We start from the raw sequence: 21,922 nt of genomic DNA on the forward strand, positions 1-21,922 counted from the left end.
CCGTTTCCTGTCGCCCATGACCGCCATGACTCCGCTCAAGTACCTGCAAGCCTACCCCGTCGAACTGCAAGCCCAGGTCCGTCGGATGATGGACCAGGGGCGTCTGGGCGATTACCTGCAACAACGCTACCCCCAGCGCCACGACGTGCAGAGCGACAAAGCGCTGTACGGCTATGTGTTGCAGATCAAGCAGGAGCACCTGCGCAACGCGCCCGGCCTGGACAAGGTGCTGTTCGACAACCGCCTGGACCTGACCCACCGCGCACTGGGCCTGCACACCACCATCTCGCGGGTGCAGGGCGGCAAGCTTAAGGCCAAGAAGGAGATCCGCATCGCCTCGCTGTTCAAGGAGGCGGCGCCGCAGTTTCTCAAGATGATCGTGGTGCACGAGCTGGCGCACCTCAAGGAGTCGGACCACAACAAGGCGTTCTACCAGCTGTGCGAATACATGCAGCCCGGCTACCATCAGCTTGAATTCGACCTCAGGGTCTATCTTACCTGGCGCGATCTCGGCGCCTGACAGGACGTTGCCCATGGAAGTCAGCAAGACCCGCAGCAGTTTCTACCGACGCCTGTACGTCGCCTACCTGATCGACAGCCAGCAGGCCAGCAGCATTCCCGCGCTCACCGAGGTCACCGGCATGCCCCGGCGCACCGCGCAGGATACGGTACTGGCGTTGGCCGAGCTGGACATCGTCTGCGAGTTCGAACAGGCTCAGGGCGAGCGCAATCATGTCGGCCGCTACCGCATCCGCGACTGGGGGGCTATCGACCGCAGCTGGGTGGCGCGTAACTTGCCAGGCATAAAGGAGGTTCTCGGGTATCCCTGATGAGGCGTTTGAACCCGACACTGGTTTTCCGGCTATCTTCTTTGAACACTCCGTAAGCCTTGAGTCGCCCGCCATAGGATCCTGAGCATGTCGCACCTGCTTCGAGCCTGTTGTTTGCTGGGAATACTGTTGGGCGCAAGCCATGCAACGGCCGAAAACCTGCGGCTGGTGGCCGATGCCTGGCCACCCTTCACCGATGCCGGCATGGCCAACGGCGGCCTGGCCACGCAGATTGTCACCACGGCGCTGCAGCGCGCGGGCTACGGCGTGGATTTCGAGCAGGTGCCGTGGGCGCGAGCGCTGCTGGGGGTGGGTGAAGGTCGCTACGATATCCTGGTCAACGCCTGGTACAGCGACGAGCGCACCCGTATCGGCCAGTTCTCTGCCGGTTACCTGGTCAACCGCATCGTCTTCATCAAGCGCAGGGACACCGACGTCGCCTTCAACGGCGACTACACCAGCCTGCATCCCTACCCGATCGCCGTGGTGCGCGGCTATGCGTATTCCCAGGGCTTCGACAGCGACGAACAGATGCAGAAGGTGCCGGTGCACAACTTTCCCATGGCGGTGCGCATGCTGGCCGCCGGGCGGGTGCAACTGACCCTGGACGATGAGCTGGTGGCGCGCTATTACCTGTCCCGCGAGTCACCCAAGGTGCGCAATTCGGTGGAGTTCCTGCCCAGATCCCTGACCGAAAACCAGCTGCGCATCCTGGTCAGCCTGAAGAACCCCGACCATGATCGAATCGTTGCCGGGTTCGACAGGCAGATCACTGCCATGAAGGCCGACGGCACCTACGCACGCCTGCTCAAGGAATTCGGCATGTAGCCTCAGGCCACCTGTGCGGCGCTGTTCTTGTCCTTGATCAGATGGGCTGCCAGGGTGCGCAGCGGCCCCAGCTGGCGGCAAATCAGGGCCAGCTGGGTCTGCACCAGCCGCTGGTCCTCGTCGACTTCCTCGGGCATCTGCTCCAGCTCGCTGGCCAGCGCCTCCTCGGCGTCGCTGTGCACGGCCACGGCTTCGCGAGCGGCCAGGCCCGTGGCGACTTCTTCGATGCTATGCACCAGGCGCTCGCCGGCATCGCCGATCAACTGCCCGCGCAGCGGCTCGGGCAGTTCGGTGCCGCGGTGCGCGCCCAGCCCCGAGAGGTAGCTGAGCAGCGTGTGCGAGAGCACCAGAAAGCGAAAGCCGACGTCGGCTTCCTTGCGAAAATGCCCTGGCTCCATGAGCATGTTGGCCAGCGTGGTGGACAGCGCCGCATCGGCGTTGTGGGCGTTGCGCCGGGCCAGGCGATAGGCCAGGTCGTCGCGCTTGCCATGGGTGTACTGCTCGAGAATCTGCCGCAGGTAGATGGCGTTGCAGCTCAGGGTATTGGCCAGCACCTTGTTCAGGCGCCGCCCTTGCCAATCGGGCAGGAACAGGAACACCGCAAGGCCGGCGATCAGGCTGCCGATCAGGGTGTCGAACAGCCGTGGCAGGAACAGCCCGTAGCCGTCGCCCACCTGGTTGAAACAGAACAGGATCATCAGCGTGATCCCCGCCGTGGACACCGTGTAGCGCGTGGTGCGGTTCACGAAGAACACCAGCCCGGCGACGATGGCGAAGAACGACTGGATCAACGGGCTGGGGAACAGAGTGAACAGCGCCCAGCCAAACGTCAGGCCGATGGCCGTGCCGGCGATGCGCTGGCCGAGCTTGCGGCGGGTGGCGCCGTAGCTGGGCTGGCAGACGAACAGGGTGGTGAGCATGATCCAGTAGCCCTGCGACGGGTGGATCAGGTGCACCATGACAAAACACACCACCAGCGCCAGCGGCAGGCGCAGCGCGTGGCGAAACACCAGCGAGCTGGGCGTCAGGTTCTGGCGAATGCGCGCCCAGACGTCCTTGAGGTTGCGCGGCGAGCGGTCGAGCAGGCTGCTGTCGGTGGCGTCGGCCAGGCTGTCGGGGTTGCTCGCGTCGCTGAGCAGGCGGTCGAGGGTGCCGAGGTTGTGCGCCAGCGCCCGCAGTGAGCGCAGCAGGCCGCGCCAGGCCGGGTTGCTCTGGATGCGCAGGTGTTCGAGGGAGGCGTGCAGGTCGCCCAGCGCCTCGGCGAAGCTGTCGTCATAGACGAACGGCTGGCGCAGCTGGATCGACTCGGACAGGCGCTGGCAGGCCACCCCTTGCTGGCGCAGCAGGCGCTGGCAGCGAAACAGCACGTCGCTGTGGAAGAAGGCTTCGGCCAGGGCGTTGTAGGGGTAGTGCGAGCTGCTGGCGCGCTCGTGGATGTCCTGGGCGAGGAAGTACAGCTTGAGGTAGCGGCTGACCTTGGAGCCGGGCCGGCCACCGCCGACGCGGTGCAGGATGATTTCCTTGCTGGCGTTGAGCGCCGCCACCACCCGGCCGTTCTGTTTGGCCAGCTCCAGGCGCCGGGCCTCGACGTCCAGCTGGCGGATCGGCTCGAACAGGCTGGATTTGAGCTTCAGATAAATGCCCAGCTCGCGAAACACCCGGGCCAGGCCCTGCTGCACCGGCTGGTTGGAAAACAGCGCCTGCCACAGCACTGACAGCACGCCGTACCAGCCGGCGCCGGCCACCAGCAGCATGGGTTCGTGCCAGACGTTGGTGATCTCGCCGCCGCGCTGATCGACGCCGATGGTGGTGTACACCGACAGGATCAGCGTGGCGTAGGCGATGGCGTTGTAGCGCTCACCGAGGGCGCCGAGCATGGTCAGCACGAAGGCGGCCAGGGCCAGCGCGCTGACGAAGAGGATGGGGTAGGGGAACAGCACCTCCACCGAAAGCGCCGCGGCGCTGAAACACACCAGGGTCACCGCCAGCGCCTGCACCCGGCCCTGCCAGTTGTCGTCGGTCTCGGCCAGGGCGCAGGCGATGATGCCGAGGAACAGCGGGATCAGCAGGCGCATCTCGTTGAGGTAATAACAGGCCGCCATGCTGCCGGTCAGGGCAAAGAACACCCGCACGCTGTAGCTGAATTTATCCAGCGCCCACAAGCGGCGCATTGATTGGCGAAACGAGGTCGAGGCCATGGAGGGGGCGAACCTGTCGGGCAGATGGAAATAAGCTCAGCAATGGGGGGCATGGTACCGATTATCGGGGAGGACAGACATCCTTTGTGCCCCACGCCTTGCAGGAGCCGGCGATCTTTCTCGGGATCGACCGGCCTTGCGCTTCTTCGCTCAGGCAAACTGCGCGGCGGCGTAGCCCGAGGCCCAGGCCCACTGGAAGTTGAAGCCACCCAGGTGCCCGCTCACATCCAGCACCTCGCCGACAAAATACAGGCCTGGGCTTTTCAACGACTCCATGGTCTTGGACGACACTTCACGGGTATCCACGCCGCCCAGGGTCACCTCGGCGGTGCGGTAGCCTTCGGTGCCCGCCGGCACCAGCGTCCAGTTGCCGAGTTGCTCGGCAACGGCGGCCAGCTCGCCCGGGGTGTATTGCTTCATCGGCTTGGAAACGAACCACTGCTCGGCCAGCAGGTTGGCCATCTTCTTGGTGAAGACTTCACCCAGCAGGGTTTTCAGCTCGCTGTTGGGCCGCTCGCTCTGCTGCTGTTGCAACCAGCCCAAGGCATCGTGGTCGGGCAGCAGGTTGATCTCGACGCTGTCGCCCGGCTGCCAGAACGAGGAAATCTGCAGGATCGCCGGGCCGCTGAGGCCGCGGTGGGTGAACAGGATGTTCTCGCGAAAGCTGCTGTCGTTGCAGCTGACCAGGGCATCCACCGAAGTGCCGGACAACTCGCCGCACAGTTCCTTCAACTGGTCGGTGATGGTGAAAGGCACCAGGCCGGCGCGGGTCGGCAGCACGCTATGGCCGAACTGCCGGGCGATCTGGTAGCCGAAGCCGGTGGCGCCCAGGGTAGGAATCGACAGCCCGCCGGTGGCCACCACCAGTGAGGCGCACGCCAGCGTGCCCAGGCTGGTCTGCAGCTGATAGCCGCCTTCGGTCTTGTCGATCTGCTGCACCGAGGTGTCCATGCGCAGCTCGACGCCGGTCTGTTCGCACTCGCTCAGGAGCAGGCCGAGAATGTCGCTGGACTTGTTGTCGCAGAACAACTGGCCGAGCTTCTTCTCGTGGTAGGGCACGGCGTGCTTGCTCACCAGCTCGATGAAGTCCCACTGGGTGTAGCGCGCCAGCGCCGACTTGCAGAAGTGCGGGTTCTGCGAGAGAAAATTGCTCGGCTCGGTGTACAGGTTGGTGAAGTTGCAGCGACCGCCGCCGGACATGAGGATTTTCTTGCCCGGCTTGTTGGCGTGGTCGATCAGCAGCACCCGGCGGCCACGGGCGGCTGCCGTCATGGCGCACATCAGGCCGGCCGCGCCGGCGCCAATCACGATGATGTCGGTAGAGCGCACAGCGGTTCCTCTTACAGAATGCGCACGCGCAGCGAACGACCCTTGATCTTGCCGCTGTTCAGACGCGACAGCGCCTGCTTGGCGACGTTGCGGTCCACGGCGACATAGGCCTGGAAGTCGAAGATGGCGATCTTGCCGACCTGCGCGCCCGGGATGCCGGCGTCGCCGGTCAGGGCGCCGAGGATATCGCCGGGGCGTACCTTGTCCTTGCGCCCGGCGCCGATGCACAGGGTGCTCATGGCCGGCAGCAGCGGCTCGCCGCCCTTGGACTTGAGGCTGTCGAGCGGCTCCCAGGCCAGTGGCGCGCGCTGCAGCTGCTCGATGGCCTGGGCGCGGTGGGCCTCGGCGGGGGCGACGAAGCTGATCGCCAGGCCTTTCTCGCCGGCACGGCCGGTGCGGCCGACGCGGTGGATGTGAATCTCCGAGTCGCGGGCCAGCTCGACGTTGATGACCATGTCCAGCGCGTCGATGTCCAGGCCGCGGGCGGCGACATCGGTGGCCACCAGCACCGAGGTGCTGCGGTTGGCGAACATCGCCAGCACCTGGTCGCGGTCGCGTTGTTCGAGGTCACCGTGCAGGGCCACCGCGCTGATGCCTTTAGCGGTCAGGTGCTCGACCACCTCGGTGCACTGCTGCTTGGTGAAACAGAACGCCACGCAGGACTGCGGGCGGAAGTGCGCCAGCGCCTTGACCACGGCGTCCATGCGTTCTTCCGGGGAGATCTCGTAGAAGCGCTGCTCGATCTGGCTGTCGGCGTGCAGCGCCTCGGCCTTGACCTGCTGCGGGTTGCGCATGAACTTGGACGACAGGGCCTTGATGCCGACCGGGTAGGTGGCCGAGAACAGCAGGGTCTGGCGGCGTTCCGGGGTCTGCTCGATGATGTCGGCGATGGCGTCGTAGAAGCCCATGTCGAGCATGCGGTCGGCTTCGTCGAGCACCAGCGTGTTGAGGCCGTCGAGCACCAGCGAGCCCTTGCGCAGGTGCTGCTGGATGCGCCCCGGGGTGCCGACGATGATGTGCGCGCCGTGTTCCAGCGAGGCGATCTGCGGGCCGAAGGACACACCGCCGCACAGGGTCAGCACCTTGATGTTGTCCTCGCTGCGGGCCAGCCGGCGAATTTCCTTGGCCACCTGGTCGGCCAGCTCGCGGGTCGGGCACATCACCAGTGCCTGGCAGCCGAAGAAGCGCGGGTTGATCGGGTTGAGCAGGCCGATGCCGAAGGCGGCGGTCTTGCCACTGCCGGTCTTGGCCTGGGCGATCAGGTCCATGCCCTTGAGGATCACCGGCAGGCTCTGCGCCTGGATCGGCGTCATCTGCGCGTACCCGAGGGATTCGAGGTTGGCCAGCATGGCGGCGGACAGGGGCAGAGTGTTGAAAGCGGTGGCAATGGTGGTCACGGGACGGGCCTGCAAAACAAAATGTCGCGCAGTGTATCAGCCCGCAGCCAATCCCCCTATTCGTGTACCTCCGGTTCTGGACGAGCAACACGCCGACCGTCCTGATTGGACAGCTGCACGAAAATCCCCGCCGCCAGCATGGCCATGATGCCCACCGTGAGGAAGGTCAGCTGGAAGGCGCCAAGCACGCTCTCGATGGTGCCCTGGCCGATTTCTGCGGTGAAGCCGCCCAGCAATGCACCGGCGCAGGCCACGCCAAGGCTCAGCGACAACTGTGCGACCACCGACAGCAGGCTGTTGCCGCTGCTGGCGTTGTTGTCGTCGAGGTCGATCAGGGTCACGGTGTTCATCGCCGTGAACTGCATCGAGTTGATCGCGCCGAGGATCGCCAGCTGGGTCAGCAGCAGCCAGTACGGGGTGGCCGCCGAGACCAGGCCCATGCTCGCCAGCATCAGGCCGAGCATCAGCGTGTTGCCGGTCAACACGATGCGGTAGCCGAAGCGCTCGATCAGCCAGCGCGCCAACGACTTGGCAACCATGGCCGCTGCCGCCAGCGGAATCATGCTCATGCCGGCTTGGGCCGGCGAGTATCCCAGCGCCACTTGCAGTAGCAGCGGCACCAGGAACGGCAAGGCGCCGCTGCCCAGGCGCGCGAACAGGTTGCCAAGGATGCCCACGGCGAAGGTCCGGGTGCGAAACAGCTGCGGCTCGAACAGCGGGTGCTCGATATGCCCGGCGCGCAGCCAGTAGGCGGCCAGGCAGGCCATGCCGACGAACAGCAACAGCATCACGCGCATGTGCGGCAGTTGCAGCTCGCCAAGCCCTTCCATGGCAATGGTGATCAGCACCATGGAGGCGCCGAACAGTAGAAACCCGACGCCGTCGAAGCGGGTGCGCGAGGTGCCGCGCAGGTCCGGCACCATCAGCCAGATGGCGCGGCAGCCGAGCGCGCCGACCGGAATATTGATCAGGAAGATCCAGTGCCAGCTCAGGTACTCGACCATCCAGCCGCCCAGGGTCGGGCCCAGCAACGGGCCGAGCAGGCCGGGGATGGTGATGAAGCCCATGATGCGCACCAGCTCGCTGCGCGGGTAGGCGCGCAAGGCGATCAGCCGGCCCACCGGCACCATCAGCGCGCCGCCCAGCCCCTGCAGGATGCGCGACAGCACCAGCACGTTGAGTGACCACGACAGCGCGCAGAAAAGCGAGCCGACGCTGAACAGCAGCACGGCGCTGAAGAACACCCGCTTGGTGCCGAAGCGATCGGACAGCCAGCCCGAGGCGGGAATCAGCAGGGCCACAGTGAGCATGTAGGCGATGACCACCCCTTGCATGCGCAGCGGGTTTTCCGCCAGGTCGCGAGCCATCGCCGGCAGGGCGGTGTTGAGGATGGTGCCGTCGAGCGACTGCATGAAGAACGCAATCGCTACGACCCAGGGCAGCCAGCGAGCGGTTCGGGGGTCGAGGATGGGGCTGGTGGGCATAGGTTCTTCCACATCAAGAGCCGGTGAGGGGGTCTATGTGGGAGGGGGCGTAGCCCCCGGAAGGCCGCAGCCGGTCTGATCGGCGTCGAATGCAGATCAAAGGCTCGCGGGCTTTGCCCGCTCCCACATTTTTACAGGGTCAATGTCAACTTGCCGACCAGCGCTCCCGGCAAATGGCTCGACGAGGTCTGCCGCTCGCCGTAGGTGCTGGTCGAGAGAATCATCTCGCGTTCCGTGGTCAATGCTTCCAGCTCGCTACCCAGCAGGCTGTACACACTGTCGTCGAAGCGCATGGTATTGACCGGTGCCACAATCTGACCGTCCTCCACCCAGAAAGTGGCAAAGCGGGTCAGCCCGGTCATGCGCGCTGCCGGCATGTCCGAGTAGTTCAGGTACCACAGGTTGCTGATGTACAGGCCCGTGCCCAGTCGCCGCAGAATGTCCGCGTCGGCCAATGAACCGGCGGCCATGGCCAGGGCGCTGGGTGACTCGCCCCAACCGGCGCCATTGCTCGCCAGGCCGTATTCGGCGGCGCTGCGCGAGTCGACCAGGCGCTCGCCGGCGCGCCCGGCACTGACCAGTTCGAGGTCGCGGCGCGGATAGCCTTCCTCGGAAAACGCCGGGCTCAGCGAGCCGCTGACCTGTTCGGTGAAGTTGACCTGCGAGCTTAGCTGCGCCTCGCCGGCATACAAGCGTTGCAATGGGCTGCTCTTGCTGGCGATCGACTGCGCGGAAAAACCGCCCCAGCCGAGCATGCCGATGATCTCGTCGAGTGCCGCCGGTGCCAGGTACGCGCGGTACTGTCCGGGCGTCAGGACCTTGGCCGGGCGTTCCAGGTAGGCCAGCTGCTCACGCGCCCGGGCCAGGCGCAGGGCGAATTGGCCGGCCTGCCAGTGTTGCCCGGCATAGTTGGCCTTCACTGCCTGGCCGTTGCTGTGAAACAGGCTCCAGTCGAGGCTGAAGCTGTCGGCCTGGTGCCAGCCGAAAGCGCCATGGGAGCTGGCGAAGCCGCGGCTGATGCTGCCCGCCGCGTAGATGCCGACCAGGTCCAGGCCCTGGGCGCTCTCGGCGACCTGCGCCACCAGCGCTGGCGCGTCTGGCAGGCTGCCAGTGTTGACCGCTTCGCTGCGCCAGGCCTGTTGATTGACTTGCAGGTAAGGGTCGGCCTGCAGCAGTGGCAAGGTCTCGCGCAGGGCGCGCAGGCCGTCGGCCAGGCGTTGGCAATCCAGTTCGAGCTCGCCGCACAGGGTCAGGCGCAGGTCGGCCTGACGGCCTTGGTCGATCAGTTTGAGGTAGCCGGTGGCCTGCTCGACCTGGCCGGCCTGACGTACCTTGGCATGATTGAAACGGATGAAATCCGAGGTTTCGGCGTTGTAGGCGAAGGTGTAGTGCTCGGGCGCACTGACCGCCTCGGCCAGCCAGTTCACCAGGTTCTGAAAATGCGCGCTCATCAGGCGTCCCCTCCGAATACGTCGATCTGGCTGAACACGCAGGCCGGCGAGGCATGCCCCACGCGAATCACCTGGTTGGGCTCACCCTTGCCGCAGTTCGGCGTGCCGAGCACCTGGAAGGTACTGCGGTCGCCGACTGCGCTGAGGTTGCGCCAGAAGTTGGCGGAAATGCCCCGATAGTTAGGGTTCTTGACCACGCCCTTGAGCTCGCCGTGTTCGATCAGCTGGCCCCATTCGCAGCCGAACTGGAACTTGTTGCGCGCGTCGTCGATGGACCAGGAGCGGTTGGTGGCCATGAGAATGCCGTGCTCGATGCCACCGACCAGCTGCGCCAGACTATGCTCGCCCGGCTCGATGTTGAGGTTGGCCATGCGGTCGATCGGCGCGCGGTTCCAGTTGCTGGCGCGGCTGTTGGCGACGCCGTCCAGGCCCGTGCGGTATTGCGACAGTGCGCCGCCCAGCGGGCGCTCGAGCACCCCCTGGCGGATCAGGAACTGTTTGCTCGCCGCGCTGCCGTCATCGTCGTGGGCGTAGCTGGCCAGCTGCTCGGGGATGTCCGGGTCGAAGGTCACGTTGAGCAGCGCCGAGCCGTATTGCAGATGGCCGAAGTCGCTGGCTTTGACAAAGCTGGTGCCGGCGTAGTTGCGCTCATCGCCGAGGATGCGGTCCAGCTCCAGCGGGTGGCCGATGGATTCGTGGATCTGCAGGGCCATCTGGTCCGGCAGCAGCAACAGGTCGCGCGGGCCTTCAGGGGTGTTGGGGGCCAGCAGCAGCTGCAGGGCCTGGTCGGCGACGCGCTGCGCCGAGCCGTGCAGGCCGCAGCGTTCGAGCACTTCGACGCCGCCCTGCTGGCCGAAATTCTCGCGGCCCAGCGTGCGGGTCTGGCTGTCGTGGCCGTCGTAGGCGGTGACGCTGGTGCCGGGGAAGACGAAGCGCTGGCCCTGGCGCAGTTGCGCGCCGGCGTTGTTGAGGTAGATCTGCTCGACCGTGGTGACGCCCAGGCTGACCTGCCAGGAGGTGAAACGCGCGTCCTCGGGCACGCTGGCGGACTCGTCGTGGAGCAGGGCGAAGCACTCGCTGAGAGAGGCGAAGGGCTGTTCGAGGTTGGGCGAGAGATAGTCGGCGCGGCCTTCGGCCACCGGCTGCTGGCTGAGGTCGAGCAAGGCGTGCCTGGCAATCGCCTGGGCCTGGCGTTCGGCGCGATCCAGGGCCCGTTGCAGGCCGGCCTGGGACAGGTCCGGGGTCGCCGCGTAGGCTTCCACCCCGGCGATGCGCACGGTCAGCATGGCACCTTCGTCGCGGCTCAGGCTGGGCGGTTCGGCGATGTTCTTGCGCACCGAAAGGTGCTGGCTGGCTTGGCGCACGTAGCGCAGGGAGTAGAACGGCGCGCGGCTGCGCAGGGCAGCGAAACGTTGTTGCAGCGTGGCAGTGAAGTCGAACATGGCACCCTCGAGGCTGGGGTAGGGGGCCAGCTTAGCGCTTTGCGGCGCTGGACGAGAAGCCCAATGTGGCGCGGCCCTTGTCGCGGGCATCCGAACGATCAAACCGGCCTTGCGGCCTCTCGGGGGCTTTGCCCCCTCCCACGTCATGTATTGCGCCGACCTCATGTGGGAGGGGGCAGAGCCCCCGAGAGGCCGCAAGGCCGGTCTTAAGATTCAACCACGACCACCCGCATCGGCGTGCCACGCACCGGCGCATCCCCGGCGACATAGTAGGCGGCGTTCGAACGCGCTTCAGGCTGGCGGCCGCGGATGCGGTCGGCGATCTTCTCGGCGATAAACCGGCCTTGCGGCCTCTCGGGGGCTTTGCCCCCTCCCACGTCATGTATTGCGCCGACCTCATGTGGGAGGGGGCAGAGCCCCCGAGAGGCCGCAAGGCCGGTCTTAAGATTCAACCACGACCACCCGCATCGGCGTGCCACGCACCGGCGCATCCCCGGCGACATAGTAGGCGGCGTTCGAACGCGCTTCAGGCTGGCGGCCGCGGATGCGGTCGGCGATCTTCTCGGCGATCATGATGGTCGGCGCGTTGAGGTTGCCGGTGGTGATGATCGGCATGATCGAGGCGTCGACCACGCGCAGGCTCTGCAGGCCATGCACGCGGCCCTGGGCGTCGACCACGGCCATCTCGTCGGTGCCCATCTTGCACGAGCAGGACGGGTGGAACGCGGTTTCGGCGTGCTCGCGAACGAATTTGTCCAGCTGCTCGTCGGTCTGCACCTCGATGCCGGGGCTGATCTCTCGGCCGCGGTAAGGGTCCAGCGCCGGCTGCTGCATGATCTCGCGGGTCAGGCGGATGCCGTCGCGAAACTCCTGCCAGTCCTGCTCGGTGGCCATGTAGTTGAAGAGGATGCTTGGGTAGTCCCGCGGGTTCTTCGACTTGAGCTGCACACGGCCACGGCTGGGCGAGCGCATGGAGCCGACGTGAGCCTGGAAACCGTGCTCCTTGACCCCATTGCTGCCGTTGTAATTGATCGCCACCGGGAGGAAGTGGTACTGGATGTTCGGCCACTCGAATTCAGGCCGCGAGCGGATGAAGCCGCCGGCTTCGAACTGGTTGCTGGCGCCGATGCCGGTGCCCTTGAACATCCACTCGGCGCCGATTGCCGGCTGGTTCCACCACAGCAGCGAGGGGTACAGCGACACCGGCTGCTTGCAGGCGTATTGCAGGTACATCTCCAGGTGGTCCTGAAGGTTCTCGCCCACGCCAGGCAGGTCGTGGACCACCGGGATGCCGAGGCCTTCGAGCAGTTTGGCCGGGCCGACGCCAGAGCGCTGGAGAATCTGCGGCGAGCCGATGGCGCCGCTGCACAGCAGCACTTCCTTGCGCGCGCGGGCCTGTACCGGCTCGTTGCTGTCGCCGACCAGATAGCTGACGCCGATCGCGCGCTTGTCTTCGAAGAGGATGCGGTCGGTGAGGGCGTGGGTGACGATGGTCAGGGTGTCGCGCTTTTTCGCCTGGTCGAGGTAACCACGCGCGGTGCTGGCGCGCCGGCCGTTGGGGGTGACGGTGCGGTCCATCGGACCGAAGCCTTCCTGCTGGTAGCCGTTGAGGTCGTCGGTGCGCGGGTAGCCGGCCTGCACGCCGGCCTCGACCATGGCGTGGAACAACGGGTTGTTGCCGGCCTTGGGCGTGGTCACGCTGACCGGGCCATTGCCGCCGTGGTAGTCGTTGGGGCCGATGTCGCGGGTTTCCGCCTTGCGGAAATAGGGCAGGCAATCCAGATACGACCAGTCTTCCAGACCAGGCAGCTTGGCCCAGCCGTCGTAGTCCATGGCGTTGCCGCGGATGTAGCACATGCCGTTGATCAGCGACGAGCCGCCCAGGCCCTTGCCGCGCCCGCACTCCATGCGCCGGTTGTCCATGTGCGGCTCGGGGTCGGTCTCGTAGGCCCAGTTGTAGCGGCGGCCCTGCAGGGGGAAGGCGAGGGCGGCGGGCATCTGCGTGCGGAAGTCGGCGCGGTAATCCGGGCCGCCGGCCTCGAGCAGCAGGACGGTGACGCCGGCGTCTTCAGTAAGACGCGTGGCCAGGGTGTTACCGGCCGAGCCGGCACCGATGATGATGTAGTCGTAGTCCTGGGACATGTATCGCTCCCTTGATGAAATGAGGCGGGCCTGTGGGGCCGGGCTGTTCCGGCCCCACGGCGTCGCGAGGATCAGCGGGCGCCGGCGTCAGAACACCGAGGCGTAATCGCCGAGCTCGACCTGCACCGACTTGATCCGGGTGTACTGGGCCAGTGAGCTGATGCCGTTCTCGCGGCCGACGCCCGATTGCTTGTAGCCGCCGACCGGCATCTTCGCATCGGACTCGCCCCAGGCATTGATCCAGCAGATACCGGCTTCCAGTTGATGAATCACCCGGTGCGCGCGGTTCAGGTCGCGGGTGACGATACCGGCGGCCAGGCCGAACTCGGTGTCGTTGGCGCGGCGGATCACTTCTTCCTCGCTGTCGTAGCTGAGGATGCTCATCACCGGGCCGAAGATTTCCTCGCGCACGATGGTCATGTCGTCACTGCAGTCGCTGAACACGGTCGGTGCCACGTAGGCGCCGCCGGCCAGTTCGCCGCCCAGGCGCTCGCCGCCGCACAGCAGGCGTGCACCTTGCTCCTTGCCCTTGGCGATGTAGCCCAGCACGCTTTCCATGTGGGCGAAGCTCACCAGCGGGCCGAAGTTGGTGTTCTCGTCCTGCGGGTCGCCGATGCGGATGCGCTGCACGCGCTCGAGGATCTTCGCTTCGAAGGCGGCCTTCAACCCGCTTGGCACGAACACTCGGGTGCCGTTGGTGCAGACCTGGCCGGAGCTGTAGAAGTTGGCCATCATGGCGATGTCAGCGGCGCGGTCGAGGTCGGCGTCGTCGAAAATGATCAGCGGGCTCTTGCCGCCCAGCTCCATGGTCACTTCCTTGAGCGACGAGCTGGAGGCGCTGGCCATGACCTTCTTGCCGGTGTCGGTGCCGCCGGTGAAGGAGATCTTCTCGATACGCGGGTGTTCGGTCAGCCAGCCGCCGACTTCCCGGCCGCTGCCGGTGAGCACGTTGAACACGCCGTCGGGCAGGCCGGCCTCGGTGTAGATTTCGGCCAGCTTGAGGGTGGTCAGCGAGGTCACTTCGCTGGGCTTGAAGATCATCGCGTTGCCGGCAGCCAGGGCCGGGGCGGATTTCCACAGGGCGATCTGGATCGGGTAGTTCCAGGCGCCGATGCCCACGGTCACGCCCAGCGGCTCGCGGCGGGTGTAGACGAAAGAGCTGTCGCGCAGCGGGATCTGCTCGCCTTCGATGGCGGGCACCAGGCCGGCGTAGTATTCGAGCACGTCGGCGCCGGTGACGATGTCGACGTAGCGGGTCTCCGAATAGGCCTTGCCGGTGTCCAGGGTTTCCAGGGCGGCCAGTTCGTCGTTGCGCTCGCGCAGGATGTCGACGGCGCGGCGCAGGATGCGCGAGCGCTGCATGGCGGTCATCGCCGCCCAGACCTTCTGGCCTTTCTCGGCACTGGCCACGGCGCGCTCGACGTCGGCTTCGCCGGCGCGTTGCACCAGCGCCAGCACTTCACCGTTGGCCGGGTTGATGGCCTCGAAGGTGGTGCCGGTGCAGGCGTCGGTGTAGCCGCCGTCGATGTAGAGTTTTTGCAGTCCGAAACGGGCCATAGTGTCCTCGCTGATGCGTGTGATGTGCGGTGGCCAGCGGCTGGGCCGTTCAGCCCACCCGTTTTGCCAGCTGTAGATCCATGTATTCGTAGGCGATGCGTTGCGCCTGTGCGGTGTCGAAGGCGTCGCCCGAAAGCGCACCGCGCAACCACAAGCCGTCGATCAGCGCCGCCAGCCCGCGGGCCGCGCTGCGCGCCTGCTCCAGCGGCAGTTCGCGGCGGAACTGGCAGCACAGGTTGGAATACAGGCGGTGATCGTTGATCCGCTGCAACCGATGCAGTGATGGCTGGTGCATGCTGGCGGCCCAGAAGGCCAGCCAGGTTTTCATCGCCGGGCCATTGACCTGGCTGGCGTCGAAGTTGCCCGCGATGATCACTTGCAGATGCGCCCTGGGGCTGTCGTCGGCCAATGCCAGGCGCCGCGCCGCGACGTTTTCGATCAATGCATTCATCAGGTAGCGCATGGTCGCTGCAATCAGGCCGTTCTTGTCCTGAAAGTAGTGGCTGATGATGCCGTTCGAGACCCCGGCCAGGCGGGCGATCAAGGCAATGCTGGCCTCGGCCATGCCGACCTGGTCGACCGCGGTCAGCGTTGCCTCGATCAGTTGTTGGCGACGGATAGGTTGCATACCAACCTTGGGCATCTGCATATCTCCTTCGGCATTCGTGCAGGCGCTGACGCCGACCGACGAAAACCAGTCTATTTTATTTTGATTGAATGTTCAATCAATAATAGGAATGGCTGCCCGATGGGCTCCAGGCAGCCGTTTGAAAACGGCGCGCTTTATACCATTGGCGAGGAGGTTGGCAGGAGCAGGGCTGCGCGACGGCGGCATGCCGCGCGTCGCACAGCCGGGGGGGCGGGCGGTCAACCGAGGTTCTTGCCCAGCAGCGCGTGGTACAGCTCGGTGTCGCCAAGGATGCCGACCACGCGGTTGCCGTCCTGCAGCACCAGCTTGTTGCCGGTCTGATAGCGGATCTGCAGGGCATCGCGCATGCCGATGTCGGCATGCACTACGGTGGGGTAGCGACCCAGGCCTTCCACCGAGTCGCCTGGGGCCCAGGCCTGGGTGTCGAGGGGGTTGACGCCCAGGCGGGCGCTGGTCAGGGTGCCGCCCTCGCCAAGGTTGAGCCAGGAGTCGACGCCGGGGTCCAGGCACACGGAGCCGTTGATGCGCTTGCAGTTGTCCACGGTGCGCATCAGGCTGCGGCCGCACAGCACGTTGAGCGGGTTGGTGTGGGCGACGAAGGTGCGCACGTATTCGTCGGCGGGGTTGAGCACGATGTCTTCGGGCTTGCTGTACTGGACGATGCGCCCGTCCTTCATGATGGCGATGCGGCTGCCCAGCTTGAGCGCTTCGTCCAGGTCATGGCTGACGAAGACGATGGTCTTTTGCAATTTGCGTTGCAGCTCCAGCAGCTCGTCCTGCAGACCCTGGCGGATCAGCGGGTCGAGTGCCGAGAAGGGTTCGTCCATCAGCAGGATGTCGGCGTCCATGGCCAGCGCGCGGGCCAGGCCGACGCGCTGCTGCATGCCGCCGGAGAGTTCGTCGGGCTTCTTGTTGCGCCACTGGGTCAGGCCCACCAGCTCGAGCTTCTCGTCCACCAGCTTGGTCCGCTCCTTCTCCGGGCGGCCTTGCATCTCCAGGCCGAAGCTGATGTTTTCGCGCACCGTCAGCCAGGGCATCAGGGCGAACTTCTGGAACACCATGGCGATGCGCTTGGTGCGCATCAGCTTGAGCTCGGCCGGGGTGCAGGAGGCGATGTTGATCTGCGAGCCTTCGTGCTCGACGAACAGCGAGCCGCGGCTCACCGTGTTGAGGCCATTGATGCAGCGCAGCAGGCTCGACTTGCCCGAGCCGGAAAGGCCCATCAGCACGCAGATCTCGCCTTTTTCGATGGACAGGCTGGCCTTCTCGACGCCGACGATCTGCCCGGTCTTTTTCAGGATCTGCGCGCGGTCCAGGCCCTGGTCCAGCAGCTTGAGCGCCTCGCGTGGGTCGCGGGAGAAAATCACGTCGACGTTTTCGAAACGGATGATACTCATGCGTCACCTCCGATCTTGATGTCCGGCTGTTTGCAGATGCGGTCGAGCATGATCGCCAGCAGCACGATTGCCAGGCCCGCTTCGAAGCCCAGGGCAATGTCGGCGGTGTTCAGCGCGTTGACCACCGGCTTGCCGAGGCCGTCGGCACCGACCAGGGCGGCAATCACCACCATCGACAGCGACAGCATGATGCACTGGGTGATGCCGGCGGCGATGCTGGGCATGGCGTAGGGCAGTTCGATGCGTGCCAGCAGCTGGCGGCGCGAGCAGCCGAAAGCCTTGCCGGCGTCCATCAGTTCATGGGGCACGTCGCGGATGCCCAGGTAGGTCAGGCGGATCGGCGCGGCGATGGCGAACACCACCGTGGAAATCAGCCCGGGCACCACGCCCAGGCCGAACAGCGTCAGCGTTGGAATCAGGTAGACGAAGGTCGGTACCGTCTGCATCAGGTCGAGCACCGGCCGCATCATGGTGTAGAACATCGGCTTGTGCGCCGCGACGATTCCCAGGGGGACGCCGATGACCACGCACACGGCGGTGGCGAACAGCACCTGGGCGAGGGTCTCCATGGTCTCCTGCCAGTAGCCCAGGTTGAGAATCAGCAGGAAGGACAGCACCACGAAAACGGTCAGCCCCCACTTGCGCTGGATGAAGTGCGCGAGCGCGGCGATCAACGCGATCAGTACGAAAGGATTGAACCAGGTCAGGCCGAAGGTGAGGCCGTGGATCAGGCTTTCCAGTGTCGACGAGATCAGGTCGAAGGTGCTCGCGCCGTGGCGGGTGAGCCAGTCGACGAAAGCTGCGATGTATTCGCCCAGTGGGAGTTTATGGTCAGTCAGCATGGTAGTGAACGTCCGCATGCGGGGGGGAAGTCTGATGCCGGCGCGGCGCACCGTGCCGGCATCGCGTTACTGGGTGAGCTTGGCTTTGGCGGCCTCCAGGCCTGGTTTACCGTCAAGGGTGGTCACGCCGGCGAGCCAGGTGTCGAGCACTTGCGGGTTTTTCTTCAGCCAGGCCTTGGCGGCCACATCAGGCTTCATCTTGTCGTCGAGGATGTTGCCCATCAGCGAGCTTTCCATCGGCAGGGTGAATTGCAGGTTCTTCAGCAGTTGCCCGACGTTGGCGCATTCCTGGGTGTAGCCCTTGCGCACGTTGGTGTACACGGTAGCCTGGCCGAAGTTGGGGCCGAAGTAATCGTCGCCGCCGGTCAGGTACTGGATCTTGAAGCGGGTGTTCATCGGGTGCGGTTCCCAGCCCAGGAACACCACGTCGGTGTGGCGCTTGGTGGCGCGGTCGACCTGCGACAGCATGCCGGCCTCGCTCGACTCGACTACCTTGAAGCCGGCGTCTTTCAGGCCGAAGGCGTTCTTGTCGATCATGCTCTGGATCAGGCGGTTGCCGTCGTTGCCTGGCTCGATGCCGTAGATCTTGCCGTCCAGCTCCTTCTTGAATTTGGCGATGTCGGCGAAGTCGTGCAGGCCCTTGTCATACAGCTCCTGGGGCACGGCCAGGGTGTACTTGGCGTTTTCCAGGTTGGCGCGCACGGTTTCCACGGTGCCGGCGTCACGGTAAGCCTTGATGTCGTTTTCCATGGTCGGCATCCAGTTGCCCAGGAACACGTCCATGTTCTTGCCGTCGGCCAGCGACTTGAAGGTCACCGGTACCGAGATCATGGTGGTCTTGGCCTTGTAGCCGAGCGACTCCAGCACCGCGCTGGTGACCGCCGTGGTCACGGTGTTGTCGGTCCAGCCGACATCCGAGAAATTGACCGTGGCGCACTGCGCCGGGTCGGCGGCATGGGCCAGTACGGGGAGACTCAGCAAAGCGCCCAGCAACATCGAAGGTGAAGCTTTCATGAAGGAACTCCTGGAGTGTTTTCCTGACTGCGCGCCACCTGACGCGCAGCACTTTCGTGGGTGCTTGAAATGGCGGGAAACGCCCTGCCGTGCAACCGAGTCGGGAACGATCATGTACCAGCGAAAATCTGTCGCCTACAGGGGGGGTCGTAACCAGTACAGGCAGAGTCGTATCCAGTGTCGATGAGGTCGTTTACAGATTCGCGACCCGTTGGCGACTGTCACCAGCGGGCACCTACGCCGTAACGACAGTAGCCCAATACAGGGCGCAGACAAGCAAGACCAAGTCGGTTGCAGGCGTCAGACTTGTCGTTGATCGGCCCATGATGGTGGCAATCACGGGCGCTGCGGCGCCCGCCTGCACAGTGCATCCAGGAGGTTTTGCGGCAATGGCCATCAGCGTGTTCGACCTGTTCAAGATCGGCATCGGACCTTCCAGCTCACACACCGTAGGGCCCATGCGCGCTGCGGCGCTGTTCACCCAGGGCCTGCGCCAGCGCGACGAACTGAGCGCCGTGCAACGCATCGAAGTGCGCCTGTATGGCTCGCTGTCGGCCACCGGTGTCGGCCACGGCAGCGACAATGCGGTGGTCATGGGGCTGATGGGCGAATGGCCGGACGCGATCGACCCGTCGACCATCGGCCCGCGTATCGAGGCCTTGCGTGAAAGCGACACGCTGCTGCTCGGCGGCGAGCGCCCGGTGCATTTCGTCTGGGCCCGCGACATGCTGCTGCTCGACGAGAACCTGCCGTACCACCCCAACGCCATGACCCTGATCGCCCAGGGCGAGCGGGGCGAGTTGAGCCGCGACACCTACTACTCGGTGGGCGGCGGCTTCGTCGTCGACGCCGCCCAGGCCGCCAGCGGCGTACTGGATGCCGACAACACCGTGCTGCCTTACGACTTCAATTCGGCAGTGGAACTGCTGGAGTTGTGCGAGACCCACGGCCTGCGTGTGTCGCAACTGATGATGGCCAATGAAAAGGTCTGGCGCAGCGAGGCAGAGATCCGCGCGGGCCTCATGACCCTGTGGCAGGCGATGCAGGATTGCGTCGAGCAGGGCCTCAAGCACGAAGGCATCCTGCCTGGCGGCCTGTTCGTACGGCGTCGGGCGGCCAGGCTGCACCGCAGCCTGCTGGAGCTGAACAAGCCCAACGTGATCGGCTCGACCTTGAGCGCGATGGAGTGGGTCAACCTGTTTGCCCTGGCGGTCAACGAGGAAAATGCCGCCGGCGGCCGTATGGTCACCGCCCCCACCAACGGCGCGGCGGGCATCATCCCGGCGGTGCTGCACTACTACATGAAGTTCAGCGACGAAGTCAGCGAGGCCAACGTCGTCGACTACCTGCTGGCGGCGGCCGCCATCGGCATCCTGTGCAAGAAGAACGCCTCCATTTCCGGCGCCGAAGTCGGCTGCCAGGGTGAGGTCGGCTCGGCCTGTGCCATGGCAGCGGCCGGCTTGGCCGAGATTCTCGGGGCTACTCCGGCCCAGCTCGAGAACGCCGCCGAGATCGGCCTGGAGCACAACCTCGGGCTGACCTGCGACCCGGTCGGCGGGCTGGTCCAGGTGCCGTGCATCGAGCGCAATGCGATTGCCGCGGTGAAAGCGATCAACGCCGCGCAGATGGCCCTGCGCGGCGACGGCATTCACTTCATCTCGCTGGATAGGGTAATCCGCACCATGCGCGACACCGGCGCCGACATGCACGACAAGTACAAGGAAACCTCGCGCGGCGGCCTGGCGGTCAGCGCCATCGAGTGCTGACTGCGCGGTTTTTGCTCATTCAGTGATTCAACGCAACTTTTTGGCGCGTCGGTCGCGGCGTGCCTTTCTCCTTAGGGTTGGTATGGCTATTTGCCACGCGCTACCCGCTTCCTGTGGGCTCCGGTGACAGCGCCTGCTGTCGCGATTTGAATGGTCCGCGCCGAGTGCTACCGAACTGCTCAAGCGCGCGCAGCCCGCGGGCCGTGGCCCTGCGCGCAGGGTTGGCGACAGCCGCTCTGTGACGGCGCACAAGGTCGTTTTCAGGTTTTATTGAATGCGCATTCAAATTCGGGCATGGCATTTGCGTTGTCATTGCCACTGCTGGTCGAGCCCTCCCATGAGGAGGGCGATTAAAAGAGCCTCCGCCTGAGGCCATCCACCGCTATGAGTGAGGAGATACTGCGATGACGTCGTTCAACTCCGGGGCCCAACCCCAGAACCGTGCGCCTCAATCCATCGGCTTCCTGCTGCTGGATAACTTCACCCTGATCTCCCTGGCTTCGGCGGTGGAGCCGCTGCGCATGGCCAATCAGCTGTCGGGCCGTGAGCTGTATCGCTGGACCACGTTGAGCGTCGATGGCGGCCAGGTCTGGGCCAGCGACGGCCTGCAGATCACCCCGGATGCGGCCATGCACCAGGCCCCGGTGCTCGACACCGTGATCGTCTGCGGCGGCATCGGTATCCAGCGCACGGTGACCCGCGAACACGTGACCTGGCTGCAAAGCCAGGCCCGCCAGTCGCGCCGCCTCGGCGCGGTATGCACCGGCAGCTGGGCCCTGGCCTGCGCTGGCCTGCTCGACGGTTTCGACTGCAGCGTGCACTGGGAATGCCTGGCCTCGATGCAGGAAGCCTTCCCGCGGGTGGCCATGAGCACGCGCCTGTTCACCCTGGACCGCAACCGCTTCACCAGCTCCGGCGGCACCGCGCCGCTGGACATGATGCTGCACCTGATCAGCCGCGATCACGGGCGTGAACTGTCGGCGGCCATCTCCGAGATGTTCGTCTACGAGCGCATCCGCAACGAACAGGATCACCAGCGCGTGCCGCTCAAGCACATGCTCGGCACCAACCAGCCCAAGTTGCAGGAAATCGTCGCCTTGATGGAGGCCAACCTCGAGGAGCCCATCGACCTCGACGAGCTGGCGGTGTATGTGGCGGTGTCGCGTCGGCAGCTGGAGCGATTGTTCCAGAAATATCTACACTGCTCGCCGTCGCGCTACTACCTCAAGCTGCGCCTGATTCGCGCCCGCCAGTTGCTCAAGCAGACGCCGATGTCGATCATCGAGGTGGCCTCGGTGTGCGGCTTCGTTTCGACTCCGCATTTCTCCAAATGCTATCGCGAATACTTCGGCATCCCGCCCCGCGACGAGCGCGTCGGTTCCAACACCACCCAGCAGATCGCCATGCTGCCAATCCCGCCCGGCATGGTCCTGGCGCCGCTGTCCGGACCGATGTCGGCATTGAGCCAGGCCCGCAACGAGTCGACCTTTGCCAGCGTGAGGTTGTAGGGGGGGTGGGTTGGGGGGGATGTGGCCGATAGTGGCCATATTGGAAATTACGACAGGCGCCAGAAAGATCAAACCGGCCTGGCGGCCT

The 21,922-nt window shown here is 65.3% G+C and carries 17 protein-coding genes and 1 pseudogene; 5 read left to right on the forward strand and 13 right to left on the reverse strand.

Going from position 1 to position 21,922, the window contains the following annotated elements; all coding sequences use genetic code 11:
* Positions 1–25: 25 nt before the first annotated feature.
* The 3 genes from SFA35_RS02405 to SFA35_RS02415 all read left to right on the forward strand — a co-directional run bounded on the left by SFA35_RS02405 (position 26) and on the right by SFA35_RS02415 (position 1,658).
* Positions 26–520, forward strand: a complete 495-nt coding sequence (locus SFA35_RS02405) for a M48 family metallopeptidase (protein WP_320578806.1) — start codon at positions 26–28, stop codon at positions 518–520.
* Between the two features lie 13 nt (positions 521–533).
* Complete coding sequence (locus SFA35_RS02410) at positions 534–830, forward strand: winged helix-turn-helix domain-containing protein (protein WP_320574832.1); 297 nt, start codon at positions 534–536, stop codon at positions 828–830.
* An 87-nt stretch (positions 831–917) separates the two neighbouring features.
* Complete coding sequence (locus tag SFA35_RS02415) at positions 918–1,658, forward strand: substrate-binding periplasmic protein (protein WP_320574834.1); 741 nt, start codon at positions 918–920, stop codon at positions 1,656–1,658.
* Positions 1,659–1,660: 2 nt separating this feature from the next.
* Here the strand turns inward: SFA35_RS02415 and yccS are convergent, their stop codons facing one another.
* The 13 genes and pseudogenes from yccS to SFA35_RS02475 form a co-directional block, all read right to left on the reverse strand.
* Positions 1,661–3,856 carry a YccS family putative transporter gene (yccS, locus tag SFA35_RS02420; RefSeq protein WP_320574836.1) on the reverse strand — a complete coding sequence of 732 codons (2,196 nt, stop codon included), beginning with the start codon at positions 3,854–3,856 and terminating at the stop codon, positions 1,661–1,663.
* Between the two features lie 150 nt (positions 3,857–4,006).
* A complete protein-coding gene (locus SFA35_RS02425; protein WP_320574838.1) occupies positions 4,007–5,185 on the reverse strand; it encodes an NAD(P)/FAD-dependent oxidoreductase in 1,179 nt (392 codons plus the stop codon).
* Between the two features lie 11 nt (positions 5,186–5,196).
* The gene (dbpA, locus tag SFA35_RS02430; RefSeq protein ID WP_320578809.1) at positions 5,197–6,534 is read right to left on the reverse strand and encodes an ATP-dependent RNA helicase DbpA; all 1,338 of its coding nucleotides are present in this window, start codon (positions 6,532–6,534) and stop codon (positions 5,197–5,199) included.
* A 104-nt stretch (positions 6,535–6,638) separates the two neighbouring features.
* A complete protein-coding gene (gene mdtD, locus SFA35_RS02435; RefSeq protein ID WP_320574840.1) occupies positions 6,639–8,066 on the reverse strand; it encodes a multidrug transporter subunit MdtD in 1,428 nt (475 codons plus the stop codon).
* 131 nt (positions 8,067–8,197) lie between these two features.
* A complete protein-coding gene (locus tag SFA35_RS02440; RefSeq protein ID WP_320574842.1) occupies positions 8,198–9,517 on the reverse strand; it encodes a TldD/PmbA family protein in 1,320 nt (439 codons plus the stop codon).
* Positions 9,517–10,959 carry a TldD/PmbA family protein gene (locus SFA35_RS02445; RefSeq protein WP_320574844.1) on the reverse strand — a complete coding sequence of 481 codons (1,443 nt, stop codon included), beginning with the start codon at positions 10,957–10,959 and terminating at the stop codon, positions 9,517–9,519. Before SFA35_RS02445 ends, SFA35_RS02440 begins: the two co-directional genes overlap by 1 nt.
* A gap of 206 nt (positions 10,960–11,165) precedes the next feature.
* Positions 11,166–11,294: pseudogene (locus SFA35_RS26595) on the reverse strand (hypothetical protein); the annotation flags it as partial.
* Positions 11,295–11,400: 106 nt separating this feature from the next.
* Entirely contained in the window at positions 11,401–13,101 is a 1,701-nt protein-coding gene (betA, locus tag SFA35_RS02450; protein ID WP_320574846.1) for a choline dehydrogenase, read from the reverse strand.
* A gap of 87 nt (positions 13,102–13,188) precedes the next feature.
* Entirely contained in the window at positions 13,189–14,658 is a 1,470-nt protein-coding gene (betB, locus tag SFA35_RS02455; protein WP_320574848.1) for a betaine-aldehyde dehydrogenase, read from the reverse strand.
* A 49-nt stretch (positions 14,659–14,707) separates the two neighbouring features.
* Positions 14,708–15,301 (reverse strand): transcriptional regulator BetI, encoded by a 594-nt coding sequence (gene betI, locus SFA35_RS02460; RefSeq protein WP_320574850.1) that lies wholly within the window; start codon positions 15,299–15,301, stop codon positions 14,708–14,710.
* 224 nt (positions 15,302–15,525) lie between these two features.
* Positions 15,526–16,704, reverse strand: coding sequence for a choline ABC transporter ATP-binding protein (gene choV / locus SFA35_RS02465; RefSeq protein WP_320574852.1), 1,179 nt, complete (start codon positions 16,702–16,704; stop codon positions 15,526–15,528).
* A complete protein-coding gene (gene choW / locus SFA35_RS02470; RefSeq protein WP_320574854.1) occupies positions 16,701–17,546 on the reverse strand; it encodes a choline ABC transporter permease subunit in 846 nt (281 codons plus the stop codon). Before choW ends, choV begins: the two co-directional genes overlap by 4 nt.
* A gap of 66 nt (positions 17,547–17,612) precedes the next feature.
* The gene (locus SFA35_RS02475; RefSeq protein ID WP_320574856.1) at positions 17,613–18,560 is read right to left on the reverse strand and encodes a choline ABC transporter substrate-binding protein; all 948 of its coding nucleotides are present in this window, start codon (positions 18,558–18,560) and stop codon (positions 17,613–17,615) included.
* A gap of 389 nt (positions 18,561–18,949) precedes the next feature.
* Here SFA35_RS02475 and SFA35_RS02480 point away from each other — a divergent pair, with 389 nt between their 5' ends.
* Both SFA35_RS02480 and SFA35_RS02485 read left to right on the forward strand, forming a co-directional pair.
* Positions 18,950–20,326: an L-serine ammonia-lyase gene (locus SFA35_RS02480; protein ID WP_320574857.1), complete on the forward strand. Its 1,377-nt coding sequence runs from the start codon at positions 18,950–18,952 to the stop codon at positions 20,324–20,326.
* Between the two features lie 404 nt (positions 20,327–20,730).
* Positions 20,731–21,834: a GlxA family transcriptional regulator gene (locus SFA35_RS02485; RefSeq protein ID WP_320574858.1), complete on the forward strand. Its 1,104-nt coding sequence runs from the start codon at positions 20,731–20,733 to the stop codon at positions 21,832–21,834.
* The last annotated feature ends 88 nt before the right edge of the window (positions 21,835–21,922 follow it).

The organism is Pseudomonas sp. HR96, from assembly GCF_034059295.1.
In the GTDB taxonomy this organism is placed as follows: Bacteria; Pseudomonadota; Gammaproteobacteria; order Pseudomonadales; family Pseudomonadaceae; genus Aquipseudomonas.

Excerpts from the sequence above, each read along its gene's own strand:
- SFA35_RS02405 (WP_320578806.1), top strand. The coding sequence starts at position 26 with ATGACTCCGCTCAAGTACCTGCAAGCCTACCCCGTCGAACTGCAAGCC.
- SFA35_RS02410 (WP_320574832.1), top strand. The coding sequence starts at position 534 with ATGGAAGTCAGCAAGACCCGCAGCAGTTTCTACCGACGCCTGTACGTC.
- SFA35_RS02415 (WP_320574834.1), top strand. The coding sequence starts at position 918 with ATGTCGCACCTGCTTCGAGCCTGTTGTTTGCTGGGAATACTGTTGGGC.
- yccS (WP_320574836.1), bottom strand. The coding sequence starts at position 3,856 with ATGGCCTCGACCTCGTTTCGCCAATCAATGCGCCGCTTGTGGGCGCTG.
- dbpA (WP_320578809.1), bottom strand. The coding sequence starts at position 6,534 with ATGCTGGCCAACCTCGAATCCCTCGGGTACGCGCAGATGACGCCGATC.
- mdtD (WP_320574840.1), bottom strand. The coding sequence starts at position 8,066 with ATGCCCACCAGCCCCATCCTCGACCCCCGAACCGCTCGCTGGCTGCCC.
- SFA35_RS02440 (WP_320574842.1), bottom strand. The coding sequence starts at position 9,517 with ATGAGCGCGCATTTTCAGAACCTGGTGAACTGGCTGGCCGAGGCGGTC.
- SFA35_RS02445 (WP_320574844.1), bottom strand. The coding sequence starts at position 10,959 with ATGTTCGACTTCACTGCCACGCTGCAACAACGTTTCGCTGCCCTGCGC.
- betA (WP_320574846.1), bottom strand. The coding sequence starts at position 13,101 with ATGTCCCAGGACTACGACTACATCATCATCGGTGCCGGCTCGGCCGGT.
- betB (WP_320574848.1), bottom strand. The coding sequence starts at position 14,658 with ATGGCCCGTTTCGGACTGCAAAAACTCTACATCGACGGCGGCTACACC.
- betI (WP_320574850.1), bottom strand. The coding sequence starts at position 15,301 with ATGCCCAAGGTTGGTATGCAACCTATCCGTCGCCAACAACTGATCGAG.
- choV (WP_320574852.1), bottom strand. The coding sequence starts at position 16,704 with ATGAGTATCATCCGTTTCGAAAACGTCGACGTGATTTTCTCCCGCGAC.
- choW (WP_320574854.1), bottom strand. The coding sequence starts at position 17,546 with ATGCTGACTGACCATAAACTCCCACTGGGCGAATACATCGCAGCTTTC.
- SFA35_RS02475 (WP_320574856.1), bottom strand. The coding sequence starts at position 18,560 with ATGAAAGCTTCACCTTCGATGTTGCTGGGCGCTTTGCTGAGTCTCCCC.
- SFA35_RS02480 (WP_320574857.1), top strand. The coding sequence starts at position 18,950 with ATGGCCATCAGCGTGTTCGACCTGTTCAAGATCGGCATCGGACCTTCC.
- SFA35_RS02485 (WP_320574858.1), top strand. The coding sequence starts at position 20,731 with ATGACGTCGTTCAACTCCGGGGCCCAACCCCAGAACCGTGCGCCTCAA.